The following is a 19,412-nucleotide window of genomic DNA, read 5'->3' on the forward strand; positions in this document are numbered from 1 at the left end:
GGAACCGGCGGCCCTGCCCGGTCGGCGTCATTGCGTCGGCGCGGGCTCACCCTCTGCCAGCGCCTGCTCGACGAATTCGACGAACGCACGGGCGCGCGCCGTCACGAGCCGGCCGGCCGGAAACACGGCCCACAGGTCGATCGGCGGCAGTTCCCAGTCGGTCAGCACCGCCTGCACCGCGCCGGATGCGAGCTCGGGCGAGAACATCCAGCGCGACGCGACCGCCAGCCCCATGCCGCCGATCACGGCAGTTCGCATCCCTTCGGCCGCGCTCACGCGCAGGCGCCCGGACACCGCCACCGCGACTTCGGAGCCGTTGCGGCTGAACGACCAGGATTCGCCGCCGCCACGTTGCGCATACACGATCGCCTGGTGACGAGCGAGATCGGCCGGCGATGCCGGGACGCCTGCCCGCGCGAAATACGCCGGCGCGCCGACGACGAGCCGCGGGCTGCGCGCGATGCGGCGCGCGATCATCGACGAGTCGATCAGCGTGCCCATCCGCAGCGCGACGTCGGTGCCCTCTTCGAGCAGATCGATGTTGCGGTCGTCGAGCGTGAGATCGATCTCCAGGTCGGGATGACGGTTCAGGAACGTGTCGAGCAGCGGCAGCACGTGCAGGCACGTGAAGCTCACGGCGGCGCTCACGCGCAGCTTGCCGGACAGGCTCGCGGACGCATCGCGCACGACGTGCTCGGCCTCGTCGGCCTCGTGGATCGCCCGCTTCGCGTGTTCGTAGAAGCGCTGTCCGGCGTCGGTCGTCGCCAGCCCGCGCGTCGAGCGCAGCAGCAGACGTACGCCGAGCCGCTCCTCGAGCTGCGCGATCGACTTCGAGATGGCCGGCTGGCCGAGGTTCATCCGCTTCGCGGCCGCCGAGAACGAGCCCGCTTCCACGACGCTGACATAGGTTTCCATTGCCGCGAGTCGATCCATGCGCTGCGTCTCCGTATCCTGGTTCCGTGCGGCGTTGCCGTTCCGCACAGGCTGCCGGCATCGGCAGCCGCACGCGCAAATTGTAGTACCACGCTCCCGTTCGGCCCGCCGGGTGTCCGTCGCGCGTTGTGCCGCCCGCATGCGTCGCCCGCCCCGCCGCTGATTCACCTGTCACGCGTCCCGCTGCGGCGCGTGAGGCAGCGTCGCGTTCCGATCGATATCGCAACTGATCCACGACGTCGCGCCTTCGTCGTTGACGAGTTCGTCAACGTGTCACTCGACGGCAACGGGATGAAACGCGAAGCCGTCACCACCAGCCGTCACGCTGCCGATACCGGGGAAATCCAGATGGGCTCCAGCCACGAAATAATGCGGCTGTGCCGCACGCTCCAGAAGGGCCAATCGCGTATCGCGAGCCCTCGACTGATTGCTGTCGAACTCCCATGAAATTTCGGGGCGCCCGAACTGCACCGACGGCACGTGGATAATGTCGCCCCATACCAGCAAGCGCCCGACGCTGCTTGCCACTTCGTATGCGGTGTGCCCGGGAGAATGTCCGGTCGCGCGAACCGCAGTGATCCGGTCGCTCACGGCGAAATTGTCCGTAACCGGGGTGACGCGATCCCGCAGCCGGGCCAACCGGCCGGTGAATTCCGGGATTTCCTCCGGGCCGACGAAAATTCTCTTCGCTTGCGGAAATGCGTCCGAACCGTCCGGTGCGATAAGGCCGTTCACATGATCCTCATGCGTGTGCGTCAACAACACGTCCGTGATACCGGACCTGTCGATCCCGGCTTCGGCGATCCCATCCACCAGTTCCCCCATCGTGGGATACCACGTGTTCGACGCGCCCGTGTCGACGATGACGGACCGTTCGCCGTCGATGATGACGAACGCATTGACCGACAGTCGCAATTGGCTGTCGACCAGATGCGTCCCGACGGGCGGCTGGTCGAACGTCCCCCCATCGACTTGCCGGAGCCTCGTGGCAGGCATGTCGACGTATCCGTCGCGGAGCGCAACGATCTTCAGGTCGCCAAACTGAAAGGATGCGAAGTTCCGACCTTTTGCAACCAGCTTCATCGTGTTCGTGTCCATGCTCGACGCCCCTCGGAATCAGATAATTGATCCATCATCGGGTGGAATAATATCTACCATAGGAGACACAAGCAAGCGTACGAGCCGAGGGTAACGTTCAACCGCCCGTGCGGCCACCATGGCTGCGCATCCGGCCCTTACCCAATGGCTCTTCTAGACGACGTCTGCCCGAGGGCACGGCAGGATACGTCTTGCCCGCTTGATTACTTCTTCTATGGTGGATGATAATATCCGTTTGTCGACTCGACTCATCACGGGAAAGGAACATATGCCGCAGGGACAAGACACCGAATCGAGCACGGCGGACGAGGACGACTCGCTCTCACGTGCCTTTGGGGGCCGTGTCCGCGGATTGCGGGAAGCGTCCGGGTTGACGCTGGAGCAGCTGTCGCAACTTTCGGGGGTCAGCCGTGCCATGCTCTCCAAGGTCGAGCGCGGGGAGAAGAGCCCGACGATCGGCATCGCAACGAAAATCGCGCACAGCCTTCAAACGTCGCTGACGGAACTGGTCGGCGGAGATCAACCCGAAGGCAATACGGTGGTCATGCGCAGGGACGCACGCCCGATCTTTCGCGACCCCGAAACGGGTTTTGAACGGCACATCGTTTCGCCGGCGACAGGCGGCGGCCGCGTGGAACTCATCTATCACTATCTTCCCGCCGGCGTGTCGACCGGCCTGCTTCCTGCGTACCCGTCCGGGGTAGAGAAACAGATCGTCGTGACGATCGGAAATCTCGTCGTGGAGTTCAGGGCAAAGAAGGAATATCTGGGACCAGGCGACTCGCTGTTCTTCCAGGCTGACGTCGAGCACGGTTTCGTCAATCAGACGTCGGAGCCGTGCGGCTATTTCATGGTCATTTCTCGCCGCACGTAGCCCGCCCGTCCTTCATAACTGCATCGACACCGTCGCGTCCGGACGTTCGGCGTATCGCCGCGGCAATCCGCGTTGAACAGGCACGAGCGCCGCCGTTCGCCGGTGCCGCGAGCCCGGACGGCTTGCCGACAGGCGAGCCGTGGCAGGCGCACGATGACTGCCACGACTCGCGATGAGCGCCAACGCCAGGCCAAGCGCCGAACACGGTTCAACGGATGTCCACCGCTCGACCAGAACCGAAATTGCGTCAGCGGGCCGCGACCGCCTGAATCTCCACAAGAAGATTTGACTCGGCCAGCCCCGCAACGATGACCATCGTGGTTGCAGCGGCGTGTCCCGCAAATCGCCGTTCGCGCTCCTTGCGGAAGAACGGTACGAGGTCCGGGCTCGTGATGAAGCCGTCGACCTTGACCAGATCCTTCGCGGTCATCCCGGCATCGGCCAGCACGGCCAGAAGGTTATCCCACGCCAACTCGGTTTGCCGCTCCGGATCGTCCGGAACGACACCGTCCGCCGTCACGCCCACTTGACCGGAAACATATAGCCAGCGTGCGTCACCGGACGCCGAAGCGCCCTGACTGTAGCAGGAGAACGGCGGCGCAATGCTGGCCGGATTGTGCAACTTGATGCTCATCGCTCACTCCCTTGAAGACACACTGAAGAGAAACAACACGTCCATTTCGCACCGGCAGCTACCTTTTATCCCGCTGGTCGGCACCGGGCGATTCGGCAGATATTTCTAAGCACTACAAAATTTGATGCAGTGATCCCTGCAGGGCTCGGATCAAATCTCCTCGGACAATCCTGCTGCCTGCAGCCAACCATTCGTGAAGATTTCCGACACGCCACGACTGGCATCTCCGGAGATTATATCTCCTATAGAAGAAAGTCAACGCGCGAATCCGAATTTGCAGGGCCTCTCATGTGAGGCCCTCCGGGCGGCCAGCCATACGACGTGATCCGGCGTCCCGTCACACTCAAAGCCATATGAATCCGTATGTCTCACGGGCTCGCCCGGCTTCCCGCAACCAACGCGATTCCCTTGGCTGCCCCGCCCGGGCTTACGTGCAGCCGAACAGCCTCCCACTGCACTTGCCGCTGTTGTTTGCCCCCGAATTCTCTTCCAAAGGAGAATACGTCTCCCGCAACGCATTCGATTCCCGCCAGGGGCTGCGGCCTGGATTCTCGACGTCGATTGCGCTCGTTTCGATTCGCGCATGGACGTTGTTCTTCGCCGGCACGCCGTTCGCTCCGGCAACCGTCGGAAATGAACCGAAAGTCAGTTGAGATGCGATCCGGCAAAGCGTCACGTCAGCCCGCGACGGCTGTCAGGGCAAACGACACCAGATGCGACGACGCCCCCTTCCCGCCTACTTCGCGTCGTCGACAACACCATCGTCCGCTGCCGCCGCATCTCGTCGATCGCCGAACGCCTGGCGCCGCCAGTCGCCGGGCGTCATCCCCGCCCAGCGCGTGAACACGCGCCGGAACGCGGCCACCGACTGGTAGCCGACGTCGGCCGACACGGCCTCGGCGCTCGCCGACGGCTGGCGCAGCGCATTCGCGGCGAGGCTCATGCGGATGTCGGTCAGCAGGTCGGCGGCCGAGTGCCCGAGCTTCGACTGGAAATGACGCATGAAGGTCGCGCGCGACATGCTGCACAGCGCGGCCAACTCGGGCAGCGTCCATGGTCTCGCCGGATCGTCGAGCATCGCGACGATCGCGGGCGCGAGGCGCGGATGGCCGGCCAGCGCCAGCAGGCCGGTCGGCGCCTGCCCCGATTCGCTGATCGCGCGCAGCGCGAGCGCGAACAGCGCCGCCGACAGCGCGTTCAGGATCGCAAGGCCGCCGAGCTGCTGCTCGAGCGATTCCGCTCGCATCATTTCCACGAGCGCGGTCAGCCGCGCGGTCGCGGCCAGTGCATCTGGCACCCGGCTGTCCGCCGCCGAGCGCACGACGAGATCCGTCGGCAGGTGACGCCGGATCAGCCGGTCGTGCGGCGGCGCGACCACGAAACGCCCGCACAACATGTCCAGCCGCGCCCCCGTGCCCGCGTTCTCGCCGATGAAAACGTGACCGCCGGGCCGCTTGATCGCCGGCACCGGCGGTAGCCCGCTGCCGTCGTGCAGCACGTGCGGCGAGCCGTGCGGAAGCAGCACGAGGTCGCCGCCGCCGAGCTCGCGCACCGTGCCGTCGTCGGGATTCTCGAGGATCGCGCGGCCGCGCAGCACGACGTGATACGGAATCTCGCACGCGGGCGAGCGCTCGTACGCGATCGCCCACGGCGCGCCGAACGCGCAGCGGATTTCCAGCTTCCCCGTGACCGTGACGAGCGTCATGAAACGGCTGAGCCAATCGGAGTCGAGCGTCATGATGAGTGGTGGAGGCCAATCGGGAATGCGGCGCGCGCACGACGCGCGACACGTGCAACCCCGATTATCGCGCGGGACGGCCGTTCAATCTTGCCCGGCCGTGCTGCCGGCGGCTGCGGTGCAGCGGTTATTCCGCCGCGGAATGGGTTTTATCGCCCCGACCGGTCTTCTGGCCGGCAGCGTTCGAGACGACCATCGAGTCGTCTCACACCTGTTCCAAGGAGAACACGATGAACAAGCTGTTCAACCCGCTGAAGCTCGGCCCCGTCACGCTCAACCACCGTATCGTGCATGCGCCGGTGACCCGGATGCGCACCGAACCGGGCAACGTGCCGGGCGACCTGATGGTCGAGTACTACACGCAGCGCGCGACCGACGGCGGCCTGCTGATCACGGACGCCACCGCGATCTCGCCGCTCGCGATCGCCTACGTGGATGCGCCGGGGATCTATACCGACGCACAGGTCGCCGGCTGGAAGCAGGTCGTCGACGCCGTGCATGCGAAGGGCGCGCGCATTTTCCTGCAGCTCTGGCATGCGGGCCGTCAGGCGCATCCGGCCAACACCGGCGGCGTGACGCCGATCGCGCCGTCCGCGCGGCGCTCGCTCGAGCACGCGGCGATCCGCGACGCGCATGGCGCGATTACCGAAGCCGAGCTCGTCGAGCCTCGCCCGCTCGCGCTGCACGAGATTCCGGGCATCGTCGAGCAGTTTCGCGCGGGCGCGCAGCGCGCGAAGGCGGCCGGTTTCGACGGCGTCGAACTGCATGCGGCGAACGGTTATCTGCTCGACCAGTTCCTGCTCGACGGCGCAAACGACCGTACCGACGCTTATGGCGGGCCGATCGAGAATCGCGCGCGCTTCCTGTTCGAAGTCGTCGATGCGACGGTATCCGTCTGGGGCGCCGGCCGCGTCGCGGTACGACTGTCGCCGAGCGGTTCGTACGGTACGGTGTCCGACAGCGATCCGCACGCGACGTTCGGTTATGTCGCGCGGCGCCTGAACGACTACGGCCTCGCATACCTGCACGTGATTGAGCCGCGGATTCGCGGCAACGAGGAAAACGCGGACGCGAGCGAACACGACGTGTCGGCGAAGGACCTGCGCAACGCGTTCCACGGGACGATCGTCGCGGCCGGCGGTTTCACGCGCGACAACGCGGAACAGATCCTCGCGGACGGTCATGCGGATCTTGTCGCGTTCGGCCGCCTGTTCATCTCGAACCCCGATCTGCCGGAACGGCTCCGTACCGGCGCGCCGCTGACGCGCTACGACCGCACGACGTTCTATGGCGGCGGTGCGCGCGGGTATACGGACTATCCATTTCATCGGGAAGCAGCGGTTGCGTGACGCCGAAGCGGATGTTTGCGCGGCCGGCCCGGACGGACGGCCGCGCGAACCTTCGGCGTTGCGTGCGCTCACGCCGGCGAAGAGCTTTGATATCATTTCAGCGCTCTGCCGTGCGGGCCAGGTAATCGCCGTCATCGATTCGTCGAAGCGGATGAAATGCAACCTGTCCGCGATCGCGAGCGTCGAGCCGCTCGACATGCCGATCACCGATACAGGCGCCGATCCGGCCGTGATCGACGATCTTCGGCAACGCGGCGTCGACAAGTCGACAGTCCAGCCGCCCCGTTCAACGCCTTCCCGGAAACCGCGATGCCGCCCGTCTCCTCCCCGCCTGTTCTCGACACGCCGCGCCTCATCCTCGAAGGCCATCCGCTCGGCGACTTCGACGCGCTCGCCGCGATGTGGGCCGAGCCGGACGTCGTCGCGCACATCTTCAACGGCAAGCCGTCCGCGCCGCGCGACTCGTGGATGCGCATGCTCGCGTATCGCGGGCTGTGGCCGCTGCTCGGCTATGGCTACTGGGCGATTCGCGAGAAAGCGTCCGGCCGCTATGTCGGCGACCTCGGCTTCGCCGATTTCCACCGGCTCATCGAGCCGTCGATTCGCGGCGTGCCGGAAGCCGGCTGGGCACTCGCGACGTGGGCGCACGGCAAGGGTTATGCAACCGAGGCGCTCGCGGCCGCGCTCGCATGGCTCGATGCGCAGCAGCGGTTCGAACGCAGCGTGTGTTTGATCGCGCCGACCAACGTCGCGTCGATCCGCGTGGCGGAGAAAGCCGGTTACGGCGAGCCGGTGCGTATCAGGTTCAACGACGCCGATTCGTTGCTGTTTTCACGCGCAAGCCGGTAGGCACGATGGCGCACCCGCTATCGCGGGCGTGCCGCATCCGCCTGCGGCGCGCGTGTGTTTCAGCCGCGCTCACTCCGCGACCGGTTCGTAGAAATTCGTAAAGAGCCTGTCGTCCATCGGCCAGCAGTTGCCACGCTCATCGAGCAATATCCAGTCGCCAGGCTTCACCGAACGCCAGCCTTCCGGCGTGGCGACCGCCCACATGCCTTGATGGTTCTCCACTCGATCATGGTCGCCGTCGACGAACCACCGTGTTGCATCGACATAACTGGTGCGTTTTCGAAATCGCATACCGCCACCGAAACGTTGACCCGTGACAGGCACTTCCAACGATCCGTCCGCGTATTGAGCGTGTGCATCGCCGGTGCGGTGACGCTCATGCGGGAAAAAAAGGGTTTCGTGATGCCATGGCATCCGCCCCGAGCGACAGCGACTTCGCCGCCAACGTCTGCGTCGCCCGCTGGGTTCCGCACCGAGCAATCCAGCCCTCGGTGACGAGTGCCACCAACGTTTCCCGTGCGACGGTGGAGATCCGGATATCGGTCTCCTGCATTCGCCCGATCGCCGCTCGAACCTCGTCCGGTTGATCGGGCGCAAGCGCGATCACGAACCTTGAACGTGTTTCGGCCGCCCGGACGGCCTCGCTCCAGTCAGCCTGGGCGACCGCGACTTCGATCGCGTTCGTGAGCACGTCGAGATTCTGGACGATTTGCAGCGGCGTCATTTCGCACTCCTGTCAATACATCGTACGGTCCGGATGCTTGCCCCTCGACGGCCTGCGACGTCAACACCGACCACATGCGTTCAATGCCGGCAGTGGCGCGCCGAATGCGGGAAACCGCGTGTATCGGTCGCCGCCTTCGTCGCCGCAAGCCCTTTGACGACAGAGTGTAAACCGCGGTGCGGCATGCACGCCCGTCAGTTGCGACGATTGTAGGGAACCATGCGCCGCAGCGTACGTAATATTTTGTATTGATATGTCGAGTATCCTTGACCGGGCTTCGGGTTGGCCAGCACAAGCGGCATTTGCATGAGTAGTTTTTCCGCCCGAACGACGCGTCGTCGGTATTCCCTGCCGGCCACGCGCCGGAGATCGTCGACCTGCCGAGGGCCCTTGCCAGCCGCGCCGGCGAGGTGGTCAGCCGGGAAGACCTGACGCTGCTGTTACGCCGCATCGAGTTCGACGGCCTCGATCGCTCGATCGACTGTCGCATCTCGAAGCTGCGCCGCAAATTGTGTGATGACGCGCTCGAACCGAAGCGAATCAAAACGATCCGCCGCAATGGCTATCAGTTCAGCAAGCAAGCGTGGGAATAACGCCGAATGCGTGCCGACGCGCAACCCGCGTTCATCGCGCGGATGCATCTCGCTTTGCGATGCCGCAACAGAAATGACAACAGGTTGAAAAAATGTCCGCAGTTCTCGTGCCGGTCGTGCCGCAGCCGTGCCGCGCACCTGTTCTCCCCCCGTCACTTCCGTCACGATTCGGGCGGATTGTCGGGCGGCTCGCCTTCCCGCTCGGCTGCCCGCTTCGCCATGTCGAGGTAGGTCCGCGCGAGTGCGCGCAATTCTTCCTCGGATGCGTCCTCGATCCCGATCAGCCGGTCGCTCGCCGCGTGCGTGACCGCGAGAAGCTCGTCGAGCTTCAGATGCAGCGCGACGCTGTCGCGGTTCTGGTTGCGTTGAAGCAGGAACACCATCAGGAACGTGATGATCGTCGTCCCGGTATTGATGACGAGCTGCCACGCATCCGAATAGTGGAAGAGCGGCCCGGTGAAAAGCCACAGCACCGTGACGGCGACCGCGCTGCCGAACGCGACCGGCGAACCGGCCCACACGGTCACGTGCGACGCGAAGCGTTCGAAGAGGCGCGTGACGGGATGGCGTGCCGGCCGGTACGCCGCCGCGACGCCGGCTCTGAGTTCGCCGCCCGCGTCCTGCCGGACGCGGGAAGGATCGTTCGATTCGCGCATGGCGCCTCCCGGACGGGACTGTCGATCTCGGCGCGGCGTTCGGTCCCGTATGCACGCGCCGCCCACGGACGAGCATGTCGCATGCCCGGCGACCTTGCCGCCCCGCGGGAAGGCAATCCGCGCGATGTCGACGTGATCGCCGACGCCGCGCGGCCGGAAGAGCGAATCGCCCGCACGAGCCGGTCACGCCAGCACATTGCCGCGCGCAGTGCGACGTTAGCGACCGTCTTCGCGCCTGGTTCCTCCCGTCGCTCGGCATAGCCGGCAGCCGCCACGGCATCGTGAAAGGCAGCACACCGGAGCGCGAATGGCGTGGCAATCGACATGCCGCAGCCGGCCCCGGCCGCGCGATCCGCGCGCCAAATTTACAACGTCGCTGCAACGCGTGGGAGGTCGTACACGCAACGCGCCTGCCGCGATCATCCGTACGTTCGGTGCCCCCAGAACCAGTGCGCGCCTTACCGGGATGCGCGACGTCGGGCACTCGTGCAATCGAAGCCTCGTCAAGTACCGGCTTCTCCGTAACATCGACAAAGCCGGCCGGCAAACTGCGTCACGACATCGTGCGACCGAAGCACGATCCTGTCGCCGGCAGCCTGTCGAACCAGCCGGATCGCGTCCGCCCGCTCGCGGGCAGCGTTGTCCCCGCCGGGAAGCCAATGGATCGGATCGAGATCGACGCAGGCGGCGCCGATGTGCGCGGCAATACGTTCCGCCAGCCAGATTTTCCCGGAACCCGTGTTGAAGGGAGCCGTTAAAAAGGCTGGGAAGCAGCCGCGTGAAAGCGTATCGTCTCCCTAACTTCGAGACGAGGAGCTGCCATGCGATGCACGATCGTTCTTGAGTTCGATAGCGGCGATGGGAGTGTGGTGAAGCGGGCGGAGGTCATGCGATTTCACAGGGCTGCCGGGGAGCAGGCGCCCGGGGACGTGGGACTAACACTTGCCGAAGGCAAGTCATTGCTCAATTGTGTGCAGCAACAGTTCGTTGTCGAGCAGATCGAACGGTATTGCGCGTCGCGTAGATCCTGTGCTGATTGCGGCGGACTGCGTCGTTTGCACGATAGTCATTGCTCGGAGCTGAAAACCACGCTGGGAAAGGTTTTCTATTGCCGCGAACGGTGGAAGGCCTGTAATTGCGGTGCTGACAGATCAACGTATGTCTCTCCGCTCAAGGACTATCTGACGGAGGCAAGCACTGGTGAACTGAGATGGCTGCACGCGGAGCTTGGCGCTACGATGCCCTATCGGCAAGCCAAGAGTGTCACGGACCTTTTGTCACCCACCTCAGGCCGCGACAGTCACGTAACCATTCGCAATCACAACCGTGGCCGTCGGAAAGTCGATACAGCACGCGCGGCCCGTGCGCCGGCAGTGCGAGACGACAAAGCCGGATGTGGCGCTCGGCATTGACGTCGGCTATGTCCGTCGCGCCCGTTGCAATCGCAAAGATTCGGGCAAGGACAATCGCGCAGAAGCGGGCAACTGTTCAGCGTCGATCGCCGTTGTCGTTGCTGCTGTGAGCCAAGCCGACGAGCAACCACGAGTGTGGGCTTCGGCCATGCCCCGCACTAGACGCTTGAATCAAGAAATGACGCAATTTCTGGAGGACAGCGGATACGCGGACCCAAATGAAGTCCTTGTTCTGACTGATGGAGCACGGGACCTGGCTGGCGTTGCCACCGATCTTCCCTACGATAACGAGTGGATCCTCGATTGGGCACACATCGGGCGGATGTTGCATCGTGTCGATCAAGCAATCGCGCCTTTGGCGTATGGACGACTTACGGAGGGTGGCTCAGCGTTCGAGCTCTGGGATCTGTTTGTCCGATTCCGCCACTACGTTTGGATTGGAGACACATGGGCTCGGCAACAGTCCGCAGCCGAGCTCGCCGACTTGCTCGATCTGCGTGAGAAACAGGATCCAGCAATGAGCAACCAAGCCAGAAAAACAAGTCACAGCCTCTCGAATGTAGTCACCTATCTGCAAAACAACGTTGACTCGCTGATTGACTATCGCACATGGCAACGTGCGGGATGCCGAATCTCCACAGGTTTCGTCGAGTCTTCGATTAACCGAATCGTTGGCCGTCGAATGGGCAAGAGCCAGCATATGTGCTGGAGTCGCCCGGGAGCACACCGTATTGTGCAATTGCGCGTCGCGTTGTTGAACCGAGAATTTCACGAACTCGCACAGCGACTATTTCCATGGATTGGGCAGCGACGCATTACGTGGCCCTGGGAGCAAACATCCCGGGGTTTTTAACGGCTTCCTTCAACAAGATCCGCCGCCTCTGTTTCATTGCAACACTCCTCGCTGCTATGCAGCCTCAAGTGTGTTGCATCGACGGGTTGAATCCGCATGCGACGGGTGCTCCCAGAGCGTGGGAGGCTTGGCGCCAGATCGTCGAAAAAGGCCAAAACAACGTATCCGAAATGTTGCGGACACGGTCGATCGTCGCGCTGGTCCCGGGATGCCGTCCACGCGAAGCAGGCCGCTTCCGCCTCGGTGCCTGCGTCGGCCAAGGGAGTGGGGGCAACGGCGGGGGCGGCGCTCAGCCACGGCGCCGCGCGGCCAACCAGCCAGGGCTCATGCGCCTGCCCGGTGGTCTGCTGCGCCCACGCGGCAAACGACGGCGAGCGCGGCGGCTCGACGCCGCTCAACAGGGCCGCGAGGTCGCTCACGAGGATACGCCACGATACCGCGTCGACGACCAGGTGGTGCGCAACCAGCAGCAGCCGGTCCGGCTCGGCGTCGTGCGTGGCGAGCAGCGCCGCGCGGAACAGCGGCCCCGCATCTAGGTCGAGCCCGCCCTGCTCGCGGGCGCAGGCGTCGGCGAAGGACAGGGCGCGGGCGCGCAGCATCGCGTGCGTGTACACGGTGAGCGGCACGGCCTGCGGAGCTTTAATAACCGTTGCGACAACTTGCTGTAGCGTAGGACGGCGAGCTATGGGGCAGAAAGGCATAACCCTAAATGGCCGTTGTAGCTCCGCTATAAAACGGCAAGATCGGTCGAGCGTTTACCGTCTGACTGCGCGAAACTGATGCTTCTTCGGAGAATAACGATGAAAGCTGCGCTTCAAAACTACCATGCTCGAATGCAGCGGGTGCTGGATTACATAGACCGACATCTGGATGACGATCTTGACCTCGACGCGCTGGCTGGCGTCGCAGCCTACTCGAAATTCCATTTTCATCGGCAGTTCACTGCGGCCTTCGGGCTGTCCGTGCATCGCTACGTCCAACTCGCTCGCATGAAGCGAGCTTCTTACCGGCTGGCCTACGGAGATGCTCAAAGCGTCACGGGGATAGCAATGGATGCTGGTTACGAAGCACCAGACGCCTTTGCTCGGGCCTTTAGGCAACGTTTTGGACAATCGCCTTCATCGTTCCGGAAGTCTCCCGACTGGGAGCCATGGCTTTCGGCCTTCGAGCCTCTCGACAACGCAAGGAGAAAAATCATGCAGAAGACTTTTACCACTGACGATGTGACGATTCGTGATGTAGACACCACGCGGGTGGCAATCATGGAGCATCGTGGCGACCCAGCGACGCTCGGCGCGACTATTCAGCGATTCATCGCGTGGCGCAAGGCCTCTGGTCTGCATCCCAAGACAAGTCCGACCTTCAACGTCTGGCGTTCCGAACGGCGTCCCGCAGCGCCTGCCGACTACAGTGTGGATCTTTGTGTCGGGATCGACCAACCGATAGATGCAAACGGAGAGCAGGTCAAACTGGGAGAGATTCCCGGCGGACGCTGCGCAGTGCTGCGCGTCGTTGGCAACACCGACAATTTGGAGCCTGCCGCACTCTACCTTTATCGCGACTGGCTCCCGGCCAGTGGCGAGGAAGCCCGCGACTTCCCAATCTATTGCCAGCGGCTGAGTTTCTTCCCAGAGGTGCAGGAACATGAGACGGTCGCGGAACTGTTTTTGCCGCTGAAGTAACGCCGAAATTGGGTAGTTCCTTCCGATCACAATAAGAGAACAGGCCGCTACCCATCCAATCTCAATGTTTAATCCACGTGGTCTGCCATCATTGCCCCAAGATTAAAGCGCTCAGCACTGGATCTGACTTCATTTTGGCTCCATCAAGTGGCGGTAACCCATCTTGCTCTGGCTACCGTGCGTGGCGGTCGCCGTGATCTTGATCAGGTCAGTTGCCTGGTGCGCGTGGTGTACGTCGCCTTCTATCTGCGGGAGGCGACTTCGTCCGGCGCGGATTTTGTCTGTACCGACGTGCCGAGGCGGCGCTCAATGCGTGCGTCACTCGTGTGGAGCAAGGCGAACGTTGTCTACTGCTTGACCACGAACTGGCGATCATCGAACGTATTCTCGTCGTCCACGACGAGCAGCTAGCCGCGATCCCGTGGTATCGCTATCTGGACGCCTGGGAACGGCTGCGACACTACATCGCAAACGGGAAACGCTCGTCAGGGCTTCGCTTACCATCACCGTCGATGGCCCGAAGGAGATCTGGGCATTCGCGATCTTGCCATCGGGGCGCAAGCTGCGTCCTCTCTCCCTCTCGTCGAGGGCATGCTCAAGAAAAGCGATATACGCCTCGGCACCGTCGACACAGATGTATGGCGTGACAATCGAAAAACCGGGGGCACATGCATGAGACCTTCCTCCACACTGAACTGCTGAGATTTCCAAATTCAGATGACGGCCAGATTCAAATGGAACGACTCGCCCGCATCGACATCGACTTGCACGACGCCGCGTGGGAAACCGCGTTTCGCGCGTTTCTGGCGCACTGCGGGCTCGGCGCCGCGTGGAACCGGACTCGCGCAGGCGCGGCCAGGGACGCGGTCGTCGCAGCGGCACGCCGCTTCGAAAGCGACATCGTGCTGATCGTGAACGGGGGCCGCGGCAACGCGAAAAACGGCGCCCGATCGCGTCGCTGGAGTTGCGCGGCGGCACGTCCACCCAGGTGCTGGCCGCCGGGCCCGATGAGGAAGCGGCGCTTCAGGCGCTGCTGCCGTTGCTGCAGGAGGGGTGACCCGCGTGCAGCCCTCCGCCTCGTCGCGCGTCGACCTGCTGCTGTCGATGCGCTCACGCCGCGAGACACGCGCCCGATGACGGAATGCCTGCCGCCGCATTCCGCACCCGCGCTCCACACCGTATACCCATTCCCGGAGGAAGTCATGAGCGACCAAGACACGTCAAACGCCCCCAACCTGTCGGCGTCCGCCGTCTGGGCACTCGAACGCCTCGCCGACGTTCGCTACGGCCGGGATTCGCCGGCACTCGGCTGGTCGATCGCGCGGGAACTCGTCGGTGCGGGTTTCGCCAGCCATCCGCCGCATGGCCGCTCCGGCATTTCGATCACGTCCGCAGGACGGACCTTCCTGAAAAGCCTGAAGTAGCGGCCGCGCGGGCGGATTCCGCGGTATCGTACCGGCACGTCCGCGCGGCCGGTTCGCGCGCCTTCCCCCTTCGTGCCCATGGAATGCCCGATGACGTCGAATGCCCCGCCCGTCCTCGACACGCCGCGCCTCGTCCTCGAGGGCCATCCGCTGGGTGACTTCGACGCGCTCGCCGCGATGTGGGCCGAGCCGGACGTCGTCGCGCACATCTTCAACGGCGAGCCGTCCGCGCCGCGCGATTCGTGGATGCGCCTGCTCGCGTATCGCGGGCTGTGGCCGCTGCTCGGCTACGGATACTGGGCAATTCGCGAGAAGGCGTCGGGCCCTTACGTCGGCGATCTCGGCTTCGCCGATTTCCACCGGCTCGTCGAGCCGTCGATTCGCGGCGTACCGGAAGCCGGCTGGGCGCTGGCTACGTGGGCACACGGCAAGGGTTATGCGACCGAGGCGCTCGCGGCCGCGCTCGCATGGCTCGATTCGCAGCAGCGGTTCGAACGCAGCGTGTGTCTGATCGCGCCGACCAACGTCGCGTCGATCCGCGTGGCGGAGAAAGCCGGTTATGGCGAGCCGGTGCGCGTCCGCTTCAACGACGCCGATTCGTTGCTGTTTTCACGCGCGAGCCGGTAGGCACGATGGCGCATCCGCTTGCGGCGCGTGTACTTCAGCCGCACTCATTCCGCAGCCGGTTCGTAGAAATTCGTAAAGAGCCTGTCGTCCATCGACCAGCAGTTGCTGCGCTCGTCGAGCAATATCCAGTCGCCGGGCTTCACCGAACGCCAACCTTCCGGCGTGGCAACCGCCCACACGCCTTCACGGTGCTCCACTCGATCATAGTCGCCGTCGGCGAACCACCGTGTTGCATCGACATAATTGATGCGTTTTCGGAATCGCATACCGCCACCGAAACGTTAAACCCGCGACAGGCAATTCCAAAGGTTTGTCCGCGTATTGAGCATGTGCATCGCCCGGGTAGTGACGCTCATGCGGGAAAAGAAGAGAACCGGGATGCCATCGCATCCGCCCCGGGCGACAGCGGCTGCGCCGCCAACGCCTGCGTCGCCGGCCCGGATTCGTACAACGCGATCCCGCCCTCGGCGATGAGTGCCTCGAACGTCTCCCGGGCGACGGTGAAGATCCGGACATCGATCTCCTGCATTTTCCCGATCGCCGCGCGAACCTCGTCCGGTGGATCGGGCGCAAGCGTAATCACGAACCTTGAACGTGTTTCGGCCGCCCGGACGGCCTCGCTCCAGTCAGCCCGGGCGACCGCGACTTCGATCGCATTCGTGAGCACATCGAGATTCTGGCTGACCTGCAGCGGTTCCATTTCGCACTCCTGTCAATACATCGTACGGTCCGGATGCTTGCCCCTCGAAGGCCTGCGACGTCAACACCGACCACATGCGTTCAATGCCGGCAGTGGCGCGCCGAACGCGGGAAACCGCGTGTATCGGTCGCCGCCTTCGTCGCTGCAAGCCCTTTGACGACAGAGCGGAAACCGCTGCAAGGCATGCACGTCCTTCAGTTGCGAGGATTGTAGGGAACCATGCGTCGCGCCGTACGTAATATTTTGTAATGATATTTCGAGTAACTTTACCGTGCCTCGCATTGGCCAGCGCAAGCGGTTTTCCGCAAACGTTTTCGCCCGAACGACGCCTCGTCAGGGTTCCCTGCCGGCTACGCGCCGGATATGGCTCTGAATCTTTTCACCCGAATATCGAGCCGTTCGTCGCCGACACGATTCCACACCGTCGCCGATTCGTTTTTCAATCTGAGCACCATCACCCGAGCGGACGACACGAAGACCCATATACGCTACAACAGCGAGGGCATGGCGGTCGAGACGATCGCCCCACTAGGAAAGTCGCGCCAACGCAGTGCCGAGTGCGAGAAGATCACGCTGTTCGTCACGATTAGTGACGACAACGAGGCCGAGGAACTGGAGAACGAATTCGCCAGGGTCCTGAACCGCCCCGCCGTCTTCGATCATTTTATCGAGCGCTACGAATGGCAGCGGAAAAGCCGACACGAGATACTGGCGGGAGTTTGAGACGCGGCAAGGCCTGGTACCGAGGGCCATTCACTGATCGGCAGGCTGCGCGAGTTCGTCGGTTTCACAGAAGAAATCTTGTTGACCAGGTGGCGATAGCGTCGGTCGGCGCGCTGCGCGCGAGCCGCTCGGGCCAGCCGAACACCGGCGACGCGCTGATCCGCTTCGTGTTGAACCTGCAACGGAACGGACCAGCGGCACGATCACCGACGACGAATGCGCGTCGATCCGCGAAGCCGGCTACACGGACGCGCAACTCGCGGAAATCTCGCTCGCGATCGCGCTGACGATCTTCACCAACACGTTCAACCGCATCAACGACACGGTCGTCGATTTCCCGCCCGTGAAGGAGGTGTGGCCGAGATTCGTGAATCCATCACCTCTCCCATCAATCCGACTTGATGTTGTAAGGCAGATTGCTCGAACCGAAGAAACTCAGCGAACCGGCGCTTGCTTGCGTGAATTCGAAAACGACAATCGTATTGCCGCCACTATTCAACCACACGCCAGGGCAATACAGGCGAGTCTGGGGGCCTACCGATGGCCAATAGCGACCGAGGTTGCGTCCGTTCACGAAAACATAGCCGATCCCCCATGACGACATGTCGATATACATGTCCTTTGGCGTTTCGATAGCGAAGGTCGCTTTCGCAAAGAAGGGACGCGCGCTCGTGGGCGCGCTCGCGTCGAATGGCAGCGCGGCAAGTTGTGCCGCGGACAACGGGGCAAGCGCCATCTTCCAGTCCGTCAAGGCACTGCCGCTCAACGTTACGTTTCCGGAAAGGCCGCGCCCGTCCTTCTTCATCGCGCTGCTATTGACATTGGCTCGCCCGAACGGCATGCAGACGATCTGCAACATGGCGCCTGGCGGCGCGTCGTCGATGTCGAACGTAGTCACGGAGGAGGATGGTAGCTTGCTTTCCTTGTTCTCTTCCTCCTTCTTGACGGTCGTCAGAACGTTGCTCGTCACGCGGGTGCCGTTGATGAAGGCCAGCGCGAAATCAGGCGGCCGGCTGAACCCCACTGTAAAGTTGCCTCCCGACGGGAGTGTCGTCTGGTAAACCGCGACGCCGGCGGGATAAATGCCTGCGTTGACGGGTTGTCCCTTGTTGAGCGTCAGCGCGATCCATTCGATCGTCTGTGGTTGACTATTCTCGATCGTCGGAGAGACATTGGACAGAAAATCGCTGAAAACGAACTGATTGCTCGAAATCGATGCAACCTCACCGTCGGCAATGCTGTCGATAGGTGGTGCGGGGACCGGGCCGGCTGAAACGCCGAATGACGTATTTGCGGCGTAAGCGGCCTGGATCGGCTGAAAATTCTTGTTCGGCAGGCCGTTTTCCGCTACCGGCGCACCATAGTCATAAGACGTCATCAACGGCTGACATTCCTTCGCGGCTTCGCCATCGCAACCCGCCGTGAAACCGAAGCTGGTGCCGCCGTGCCCGACGTAAATGACAATTGAACGACCGGCCTTTGTCAGGGCCCCGACCACACTACTCGCAAAATTGTCGTCGCGGATATCCTGGGCAGGGTCGCCCCAATTACATAGCCAGCCTGGATAGATTTCCGCACCGAAACTTGCCACGCCGTAATTCTTCGTGGCCTCGATGTGGCTCGACTCGTATTTCCCCTGCAAACTGATCCCATATGCGGTATTGGCCGGTAGCCGGATGTTTTGATCCTTGAAGCCGTTCGCCGTGCCTTCGCAAACGCAAAATTTTTCCGCGTAGCCAAGACTGGTCCACTGCGAGGCCAGGGCAGTCAGGTGGTTGGGGTCCACCGGATCCCAGAAGTCTGAATATTCGTCTTCCATCGCGACCAGCATAATCGGACCACCCGAAGCCAAGGTCCGTCCTTCGATGACGTTGGCGTAAAGGGCCGCGTTCCATTTCTGCACGGCCGCCATGTAGGCTGGGAAATTGCCGCGAATCTGCAGGTCACCCTGCAGGTCACCCGAATCGCGGAACTGCGGATCGGCCAACATGCGGGGCGGCAGTCCACCGAAATCCCACTCCGCGTTAACGTACGGTCCGGGGCGCAGCAACACCCACATATTGTTGGCTACGCAAAGGTCGACGAAGCGGCCGATATCCTTATCGGGCGACGAGAAATCGAACGTCCCGTCCGACAGCTCGTGGAAATTCCACATCACGTAGAGGGAAATCGTATTGCATCCGAGCGCCTTGATCATCTTGATGCGGTGATCCCAATACTGAGACGGAACCCGCGAAGGGTGGATCTCCGCGCCAAAAAACTGGAAGCTGGCGCCATCCATCATCCAATTGCCCGCACTGTTCCAGGACAGCACGCGCTTGCGGCCGGACTCGAACGAGGGATTCGTGCCGGCAGCCGTCATTGCGTTCGCTCGATTTTGTCCGGCGGATATTCCGGTGCCCGGCGGATTGTCATCTCCACCGCCGCAGGCGACGACCAGCGGGGTCACCACTGAAAACGCAAGAAAATTTCGTCTGTCCATGATCGTTATCTCACTTTGGTAAGGACTACTTCGCGGGAAACTGAAAACGCAAGAAAACTTT

The 19,412-nt window shown here is 63.0% G+C and carries 20 protein-coding genes and 2 pseudogenes; 10 read left to right on the forward strand and 12 right to left on the reverse strand.

All coding sequences use genetic code 11. From position 1 onward, the window contains the following. Nucleotides 1-27: 27 nt before the first annotated feature. Entirely contained in the window at nucleotides 28-933 is a 906-nt protein-coding gene (locus OEJ37_RS00705) for a LysR family transcriptional regulator (protein WP_174418589.1), read from the reverse strand. Between the two features lie 273 nt (nucleotides 934-1,206). After that, nucleotides 1,207-2,031: an MBL fold metallo-hydrolase gene (locus OEJ37_RS00710; protein ID WP_263342838.1), complete on the reverse strand. Its 825-nt coding sequence runs from the start codon at nucleotides 2,029-2,031 to the stop codon at nucleotides 1,207-1,209. 268 nt (nucleotides 2,032-2,299) lie between these two features. On the opposite strand from OEJ37_RS00710, the gene OEJ37_RS00715 reads away from it, so the two are divergent. Next, the gene (locus tag OEJ37_RS00715) at nucleotides 2,300-2,905 is read left to right on the forward strand and encodes a helix-turn-helix domain-containing protein (RefSeq protein WP_175919847.1); all 606 of its coding nucleotides are present in this window, start codon (nucleotides 2,300-2,302) and stop codon (nucleotides 2,903-2,905) included. Nucleotides 2,906-3,152: 247 nt separating this feature from the next. Here the strand turns inward: OEJ37_RS00715 and OEJ37_RS00720 are convergent, their stop codons facing one another. Beyond that, a complete protein-coding gene (locus tag OEJ37_RS00720) occupies nucleotides 3,153-3,539 on the reverse strand; it encodes a RidA family protein (protein WP_174418588.1) in 387 nt (128 codons plus the stop codon). A 736-nt stretch (nucleotides 3,540-4,275) separates the two neighbouring features. Continuing rightward, the gene (locus OEJ37_RS00725) at nucleotides 4,276-5,277 is read right to left on the reverse strand and encodes an AraC family transcriptional regulator (protein ID WP_175945998.1); all 1,002 of its coding nucleotides are present in this window, start codon (nucleotides 5,275-5,277) and stop codon (nucleotides 4,276-4,278) included. A 230-nt stretch (nucleotides 5,278-5,507) separates the two neighbouring features. Here OEJ37_RS00725 and OEJ37_RS00730 point away from each other — a divergent pair, with 230 nt between their 5' ends. Continuing rightward, on the forward strand, nucleotides 5,508-6,626 hold the full coding sequence (locus tag OEJ37_RS00730) for an alkene reductase (RefSeq protein WP_175945999.1): 1,119 nt from the start codon (nucleotides 5,508-5,510) through the stop codon (nucleotides 6,624-6,626). A gap of 97 nt (nucleotides 6,627-6,723) precedes the next feature. Here OEJ37_RS00730 and OEJ37_RS00735 read toward each other — a convergent pair whose 3' ends face one another. Further along, a complete protein-coding gene (locus OEJ37_RS00735; RefSeq protein WP_174418585.1) occupies nucleotides 6,724-6,876 on the reverse strand; it encodes a hypothetical protein in 153 nt (50 codons plus the stop codon). A gap of 59 nt (nucleotides 6,877-6,935) precedes the next feature. Here OEJ37_RS00735 and OEJ37_RS00740 point away from each other — a divergent pair, with 59 nt between their 5' ends. Then, on the forward strand, nucleotides 6,936-7,475 hold the full coding sequence (locus tag OEJ37_RS00740) for a GNAT family N-acetyltransferase (RefSeq protein ID WP_263342839.1): 540 nt from the start codon (nucleotides 6,936-6,938) through the stop codon (nucleotides 7,473-7,475). A gap of 69 nt (nucleotides 7,476-7,544) precedes the next feature. Here the strand turns inward: OEJ37_RS00740 and OEJ37_RS00745 are convergent, their stop codons facing one another. Together OEJ37_RS00745 and OEJ37_RS00750 are read right to left on the reverse strand one after the other, a co-directional pair. Continuing rightward, nucleotides 7,545-7,799 carry a hypothetical protein gene (locus OEJ37_RS00745; RefSeq protein WP_244136947.1) on the reverse strand — a complete coding sequence of 85 codons (255 nt, stop codon included), beginning with the start codon at nucleotides 7,797-7,799 and terminating at the stop codon, nucleotides 7,545-7,547. Nucleotides 7,800-7,851: 52 nt separating this feature from the next. After that, nucleotides 7,852-8,199 carry a hypothetical protein gene (locus OEJ37_RS00750; protein ID WP_263342840.1) on the reverse strand — a complete coding sequence of 116 codons (348 nt, stop codon included), beginning with the start codon at nucleotides 8,197-8,199 and terminating at the stop codon, nucleotides 7,852-7,854. Nucleotides 8,200-8,546: 347 nt separating this feature from the next. Between OEJ37_RS00750 and OEJ37_RS00755 the strand changes: the two are divergent. Further along, nucleotides 8,547-8,792: pseudogene (locus OEJ37_RS00755) on the forward strand (winged helix-turn-helix domain-containing protein); the annotation flags it as partial. Between the two features lie 161 nt (nucleotides 8,793-8,953). On the opposite strand, the gene OEJ37_RS00760 reads toward OEJ37_RS00755, so the two are convergent. Then, the gene (locus OEJ37_RS00760; RefSeq protein WP_174418582.1) at nucleotides 8,954-9,448 is read right to left on the reverse strand and encodes a low affinity iron permease family protein; all 495 of its coding nucleotides are present in this window, start codon (nucleotides 9,446-9,448) and stop codon (nucleotides 8,954-8,956) included. Between the two features lie 81 nt (nucleotides 9,449-9,529). Between OEJ37_RS00760 and OEJ37_RS00765 the strand changes: the two genes are divergently transcribed. Continuing rightward, nucleotides 9,530-9,709, forward strand: a complete 180-nt coding sequence (locus OEJ37_RS00765; protein WP_263342842.1) for a hypothetical protein — start codon at nucleotides 9,530-9,532, stop codon at nucleotides 9,707-9,709. 560 nt (nucleotides 9,710-10,269) lie between these two features. Continuing rightward, nucleotides 10,270-11,713: pseudogene (locus OEJ37_RS00770) on the forward strand (ISKra4 family transposase). Here the strand turns inward: OEJ37_RS00770 and OEJ37_RS00775 are convergent. After that, entirely contained in the window at nucleotides 11,710-12,339 is a 630-nt protein-coding gene (locus OEJ37_RS00775; RefSeq protein ID WP_263342843.1) for a condensation domain-containing protein, read from the reverse strand. The pseudogene OEJ37_RS00770 and the gene OEJ37_RS00775 overlap by 4 nt on opposite strands. A 174-nt stretch (nucleotides 12,340-12,513) precedes the next feature. Here OEJ37_RS00775 and OEJ37_RS00780 point away from each other — a divergent pair, with 174 nt between their 5' ends. The 3 genes from OEJ37_RS00780 (at nucleotide 12,514) to OEJ37_RS00795 (ending at nucleotide 15,446) form a co-directional block, all read left to right on the forward strand. Beyond that, the gene (locus OEJ37_RS00780) at nucleotides 12,514-13,395 is read left to right on the forward strand and encodes a GyrI-like domain-containing protein (protein WP_263342844.1); all 882 of its coding nucleotides are present in this window, start codon (nucleotides 12,514-12,516) and stop codon (nucleotides 13,393-13,395) included. A 1,202-nt stretch (nucleotides 13,396-14,597) separates the two neighbouring features. Further along, a complete protein-coding gene (locus OEJ37_RS00790; RefSeq protein WP_263342845.1) occupies nucleotides 14,598-14,819 on the forward strand; it encodes a hypothetical protein in 222 nt (73 codons plus the stop codon). A gap of 78 nt (nucleotides 14,820-14,897) precedes the next feature. Further along, complete coding sequence (locus OEJ37_RS00795) at nucleotides 14,898-15,446, forward strand: GNAT family N-acetyltransferase (protein ID WP_263342846.1); 549 nt, start codon at nucleotides 14,898-14,900, stop codon at nucleotides 15,444-15,446. Nucleotides 15,447-15,490: 44 nt separating this feature from the next. Here the strand turns inward: OEJ37_RS00795 and OEJ37_RS00800 are convergent, their stop codons facing one another. Both OEJ37_RS00800 and OEJ37_RS00805 read right to left on the reverse strand, forming a co-directional pair. Next, nucleotides 15,491-15,712 carry a hypothetical protein gene (locus OEJ37_RS00800; RefSeq protein ID WP_263342847.1) on the reverse strand — a complete coding sequence of 74 codons (222 nt, stop codon included), beginning with the start codon at nucleotides 15,710-15,712 and terminating at the stop codon, nucleotides 15,491-15,493. Nucleotides 15,713-15,798: 86 nt separating this feature from the next. Next, nucleotides 15,799-16,146 (reverse strand): hypothetical protein, encoded by a 348-nt coding sequence (locus tag OEJ37_RS00805; RefSeq protein ID WP_263342848.1) that lies wholly within the window; start codon nucleotides 16,144-16,146, stop codon nucleotides 15,799-15,801. A gap of 363 nt (nucleotides 16,147-16,509) precedes the next feature. Between OEJ37_RS00805 and OEJ37_RS00810 the strand changes: the two genes are divergently transcribed. Then, nucleotides 16,510-16,869, forward strand: a complete 360-nt coding sequence (locus OEJ37_RS00810; protein WP_263342849.1) for a hypothetical protein — start codon at nucleotides 16,510-16,512, stop codon at nucleotides 16,867-16,869. Between the two features lie 388 nt (nucleotides 16,870-17,257). Here the strand turns inward: OEJ37_RS00810 and OEJ37_RS00815 are convergent, their stop codons facing one another. Continuing rightward, on the reverse strand, nucleotides 17,258-19,351 hold the full coding sequence (locus OEJ37_RS00815) for a beta-galactosidase (protein ID WP_263342850.1): 2,094 nt from the start codon (nucleotides 19,349-19,351) through the stop codon (nucleotides 17,258-17,260). Nucleotides 19,352-19,412 lie beyond the last annotated feature (61 nt).

This window comes from Burkholderia sp. BKH01, from assembly GCF_025685725.1.
Classification (GTDB): domain Bacteria; phylum Pseudomonadota; class Gammaproteobacteria; order Burkholderiales; family Burkholderiaceae; genus Burkholderia; species Burkholderia pyrrocinia_C.

Bases quoted from the DNA above. Each gene is read 5' to 3' on its own strand.
- OEJ37_RS00705 (WP_174418589.1), bottom strand. From the start codon at position 933: ATGGATCGACTCGCGGCAATGGAAACCTATGTCAGCGTCGTGGAAGCG.
- OEJ37_RS00710 (WP_263342838.1), bottom strand. From the start codon at position 2,031: ATGGACACGAACACGATGAAGCTGGTTGCAAAAGGTCGGAACTTCGCA.
- OEJ37_RS00715 (WP_175919847.1), top strand. From the start codon at position 2,300: ATGCCGCAGGGACAAGACACCGAATCGAGCACGGCGGACGAGGACGAC.
- OEJ37_RS00720 (WP_174418588.1), bottom strand. From the start codon at position 3,539: ATGAGCATCAAGTTGCACAATCCGGCCAGCATTGCGCCGCCGTTCTCC.
- OEJ37_RS00725 (WP_175945998.1), bottom strand. From the start codon at position 5,277: ATGACGCTCGACTCCGATTGGCTCAGCCGTTTCATGACGCTCGTCACG.
- OEJ37_RS00730 (WP_175945999.1), top strand. From the start codon at position 5,508: ATGAACAAGCTGTTCAACCCGCTGAAGCTCGGCCCCGTCACGCTCAAC.
- OEJ37_RS00740 (WP_263342839.1), top strand. From the start codon at position 6,936: ATGCCGCCCGTCTCCTCCCCGCCTGTTCTCGACACGCCGCGCCTCATC.
- OEJ37_RS00750 (WP_263342840.1), bottom strand. From the start codon at position 8,199: ATGACGCCGCTGCAAATCGTCCAGAATCTCGACGTGCTCACGAACGCG.
- OEJ37_RS00760 (WP_174418582.1), bottom strand. From the start codon at position 9,448: ATGCGCGAATCGAACGATCCTTCCCGCGTCCGGCAGGACGCGGGCGGC.
- OEJ37_RS00765 (WP_263342842.1), top strand. From the start codon at position 9,530: ATGCCCGGCGACCTTGCCGCCCCGCGGGAAGGCAATCCGCGCGATGTC.
- OEJ37_RS00780 (WP_263342844.1), top strand. From the start codon at position 12,514: ATGAAAGCTGCGCTTCAAAACTACCATGCTCGAATGCAGCGGGTGCTG.
- OEJ37_RS00790 (WP_263342845.1), top strand. From the start codon at position 14,598: ATGAGCGACCAAGACACGTCAAACGCCCCCAACCTGTCGGCGTCCGCC.
- OEJ37_RS00795 (WP_263342846.1), top strand. From the start codon at position 14,898: ATGGAATGCCCGATGACGTCGAATGCCCCGCCCGTCCTCGACACGCCG.
- OEJ37_RS00800 (WP_263342847.1), bottom strand. From the start codon at position 15,712: ATGCGATTCCGAAAACGCATCAATTATGTCGATGCAACACGGTGGTTC.
- OEJ37_RS00805 (WP_263342848.1), bottom strand. From the start codon at position 16,146: ATGGAACCGCTGCAGGTCAGCCAGAATCTCGATGTGCTCACGAATGCG.
- OEJ37_RS00810 (WP_263342849.1), top strand. From the start codon at position 16,510: ATGGCTCTGAATCTTTTCACCCGAATATCGAGCCGTTCGTCGCCGACA.
- OEJ37_RS00815 (WP_263342850.1), bottom strand. From the start codon at position 19,351: ATGGACAGACGAAATTTTCTTGCGTTTTCAGTGGTGACCCCGCTGGTC.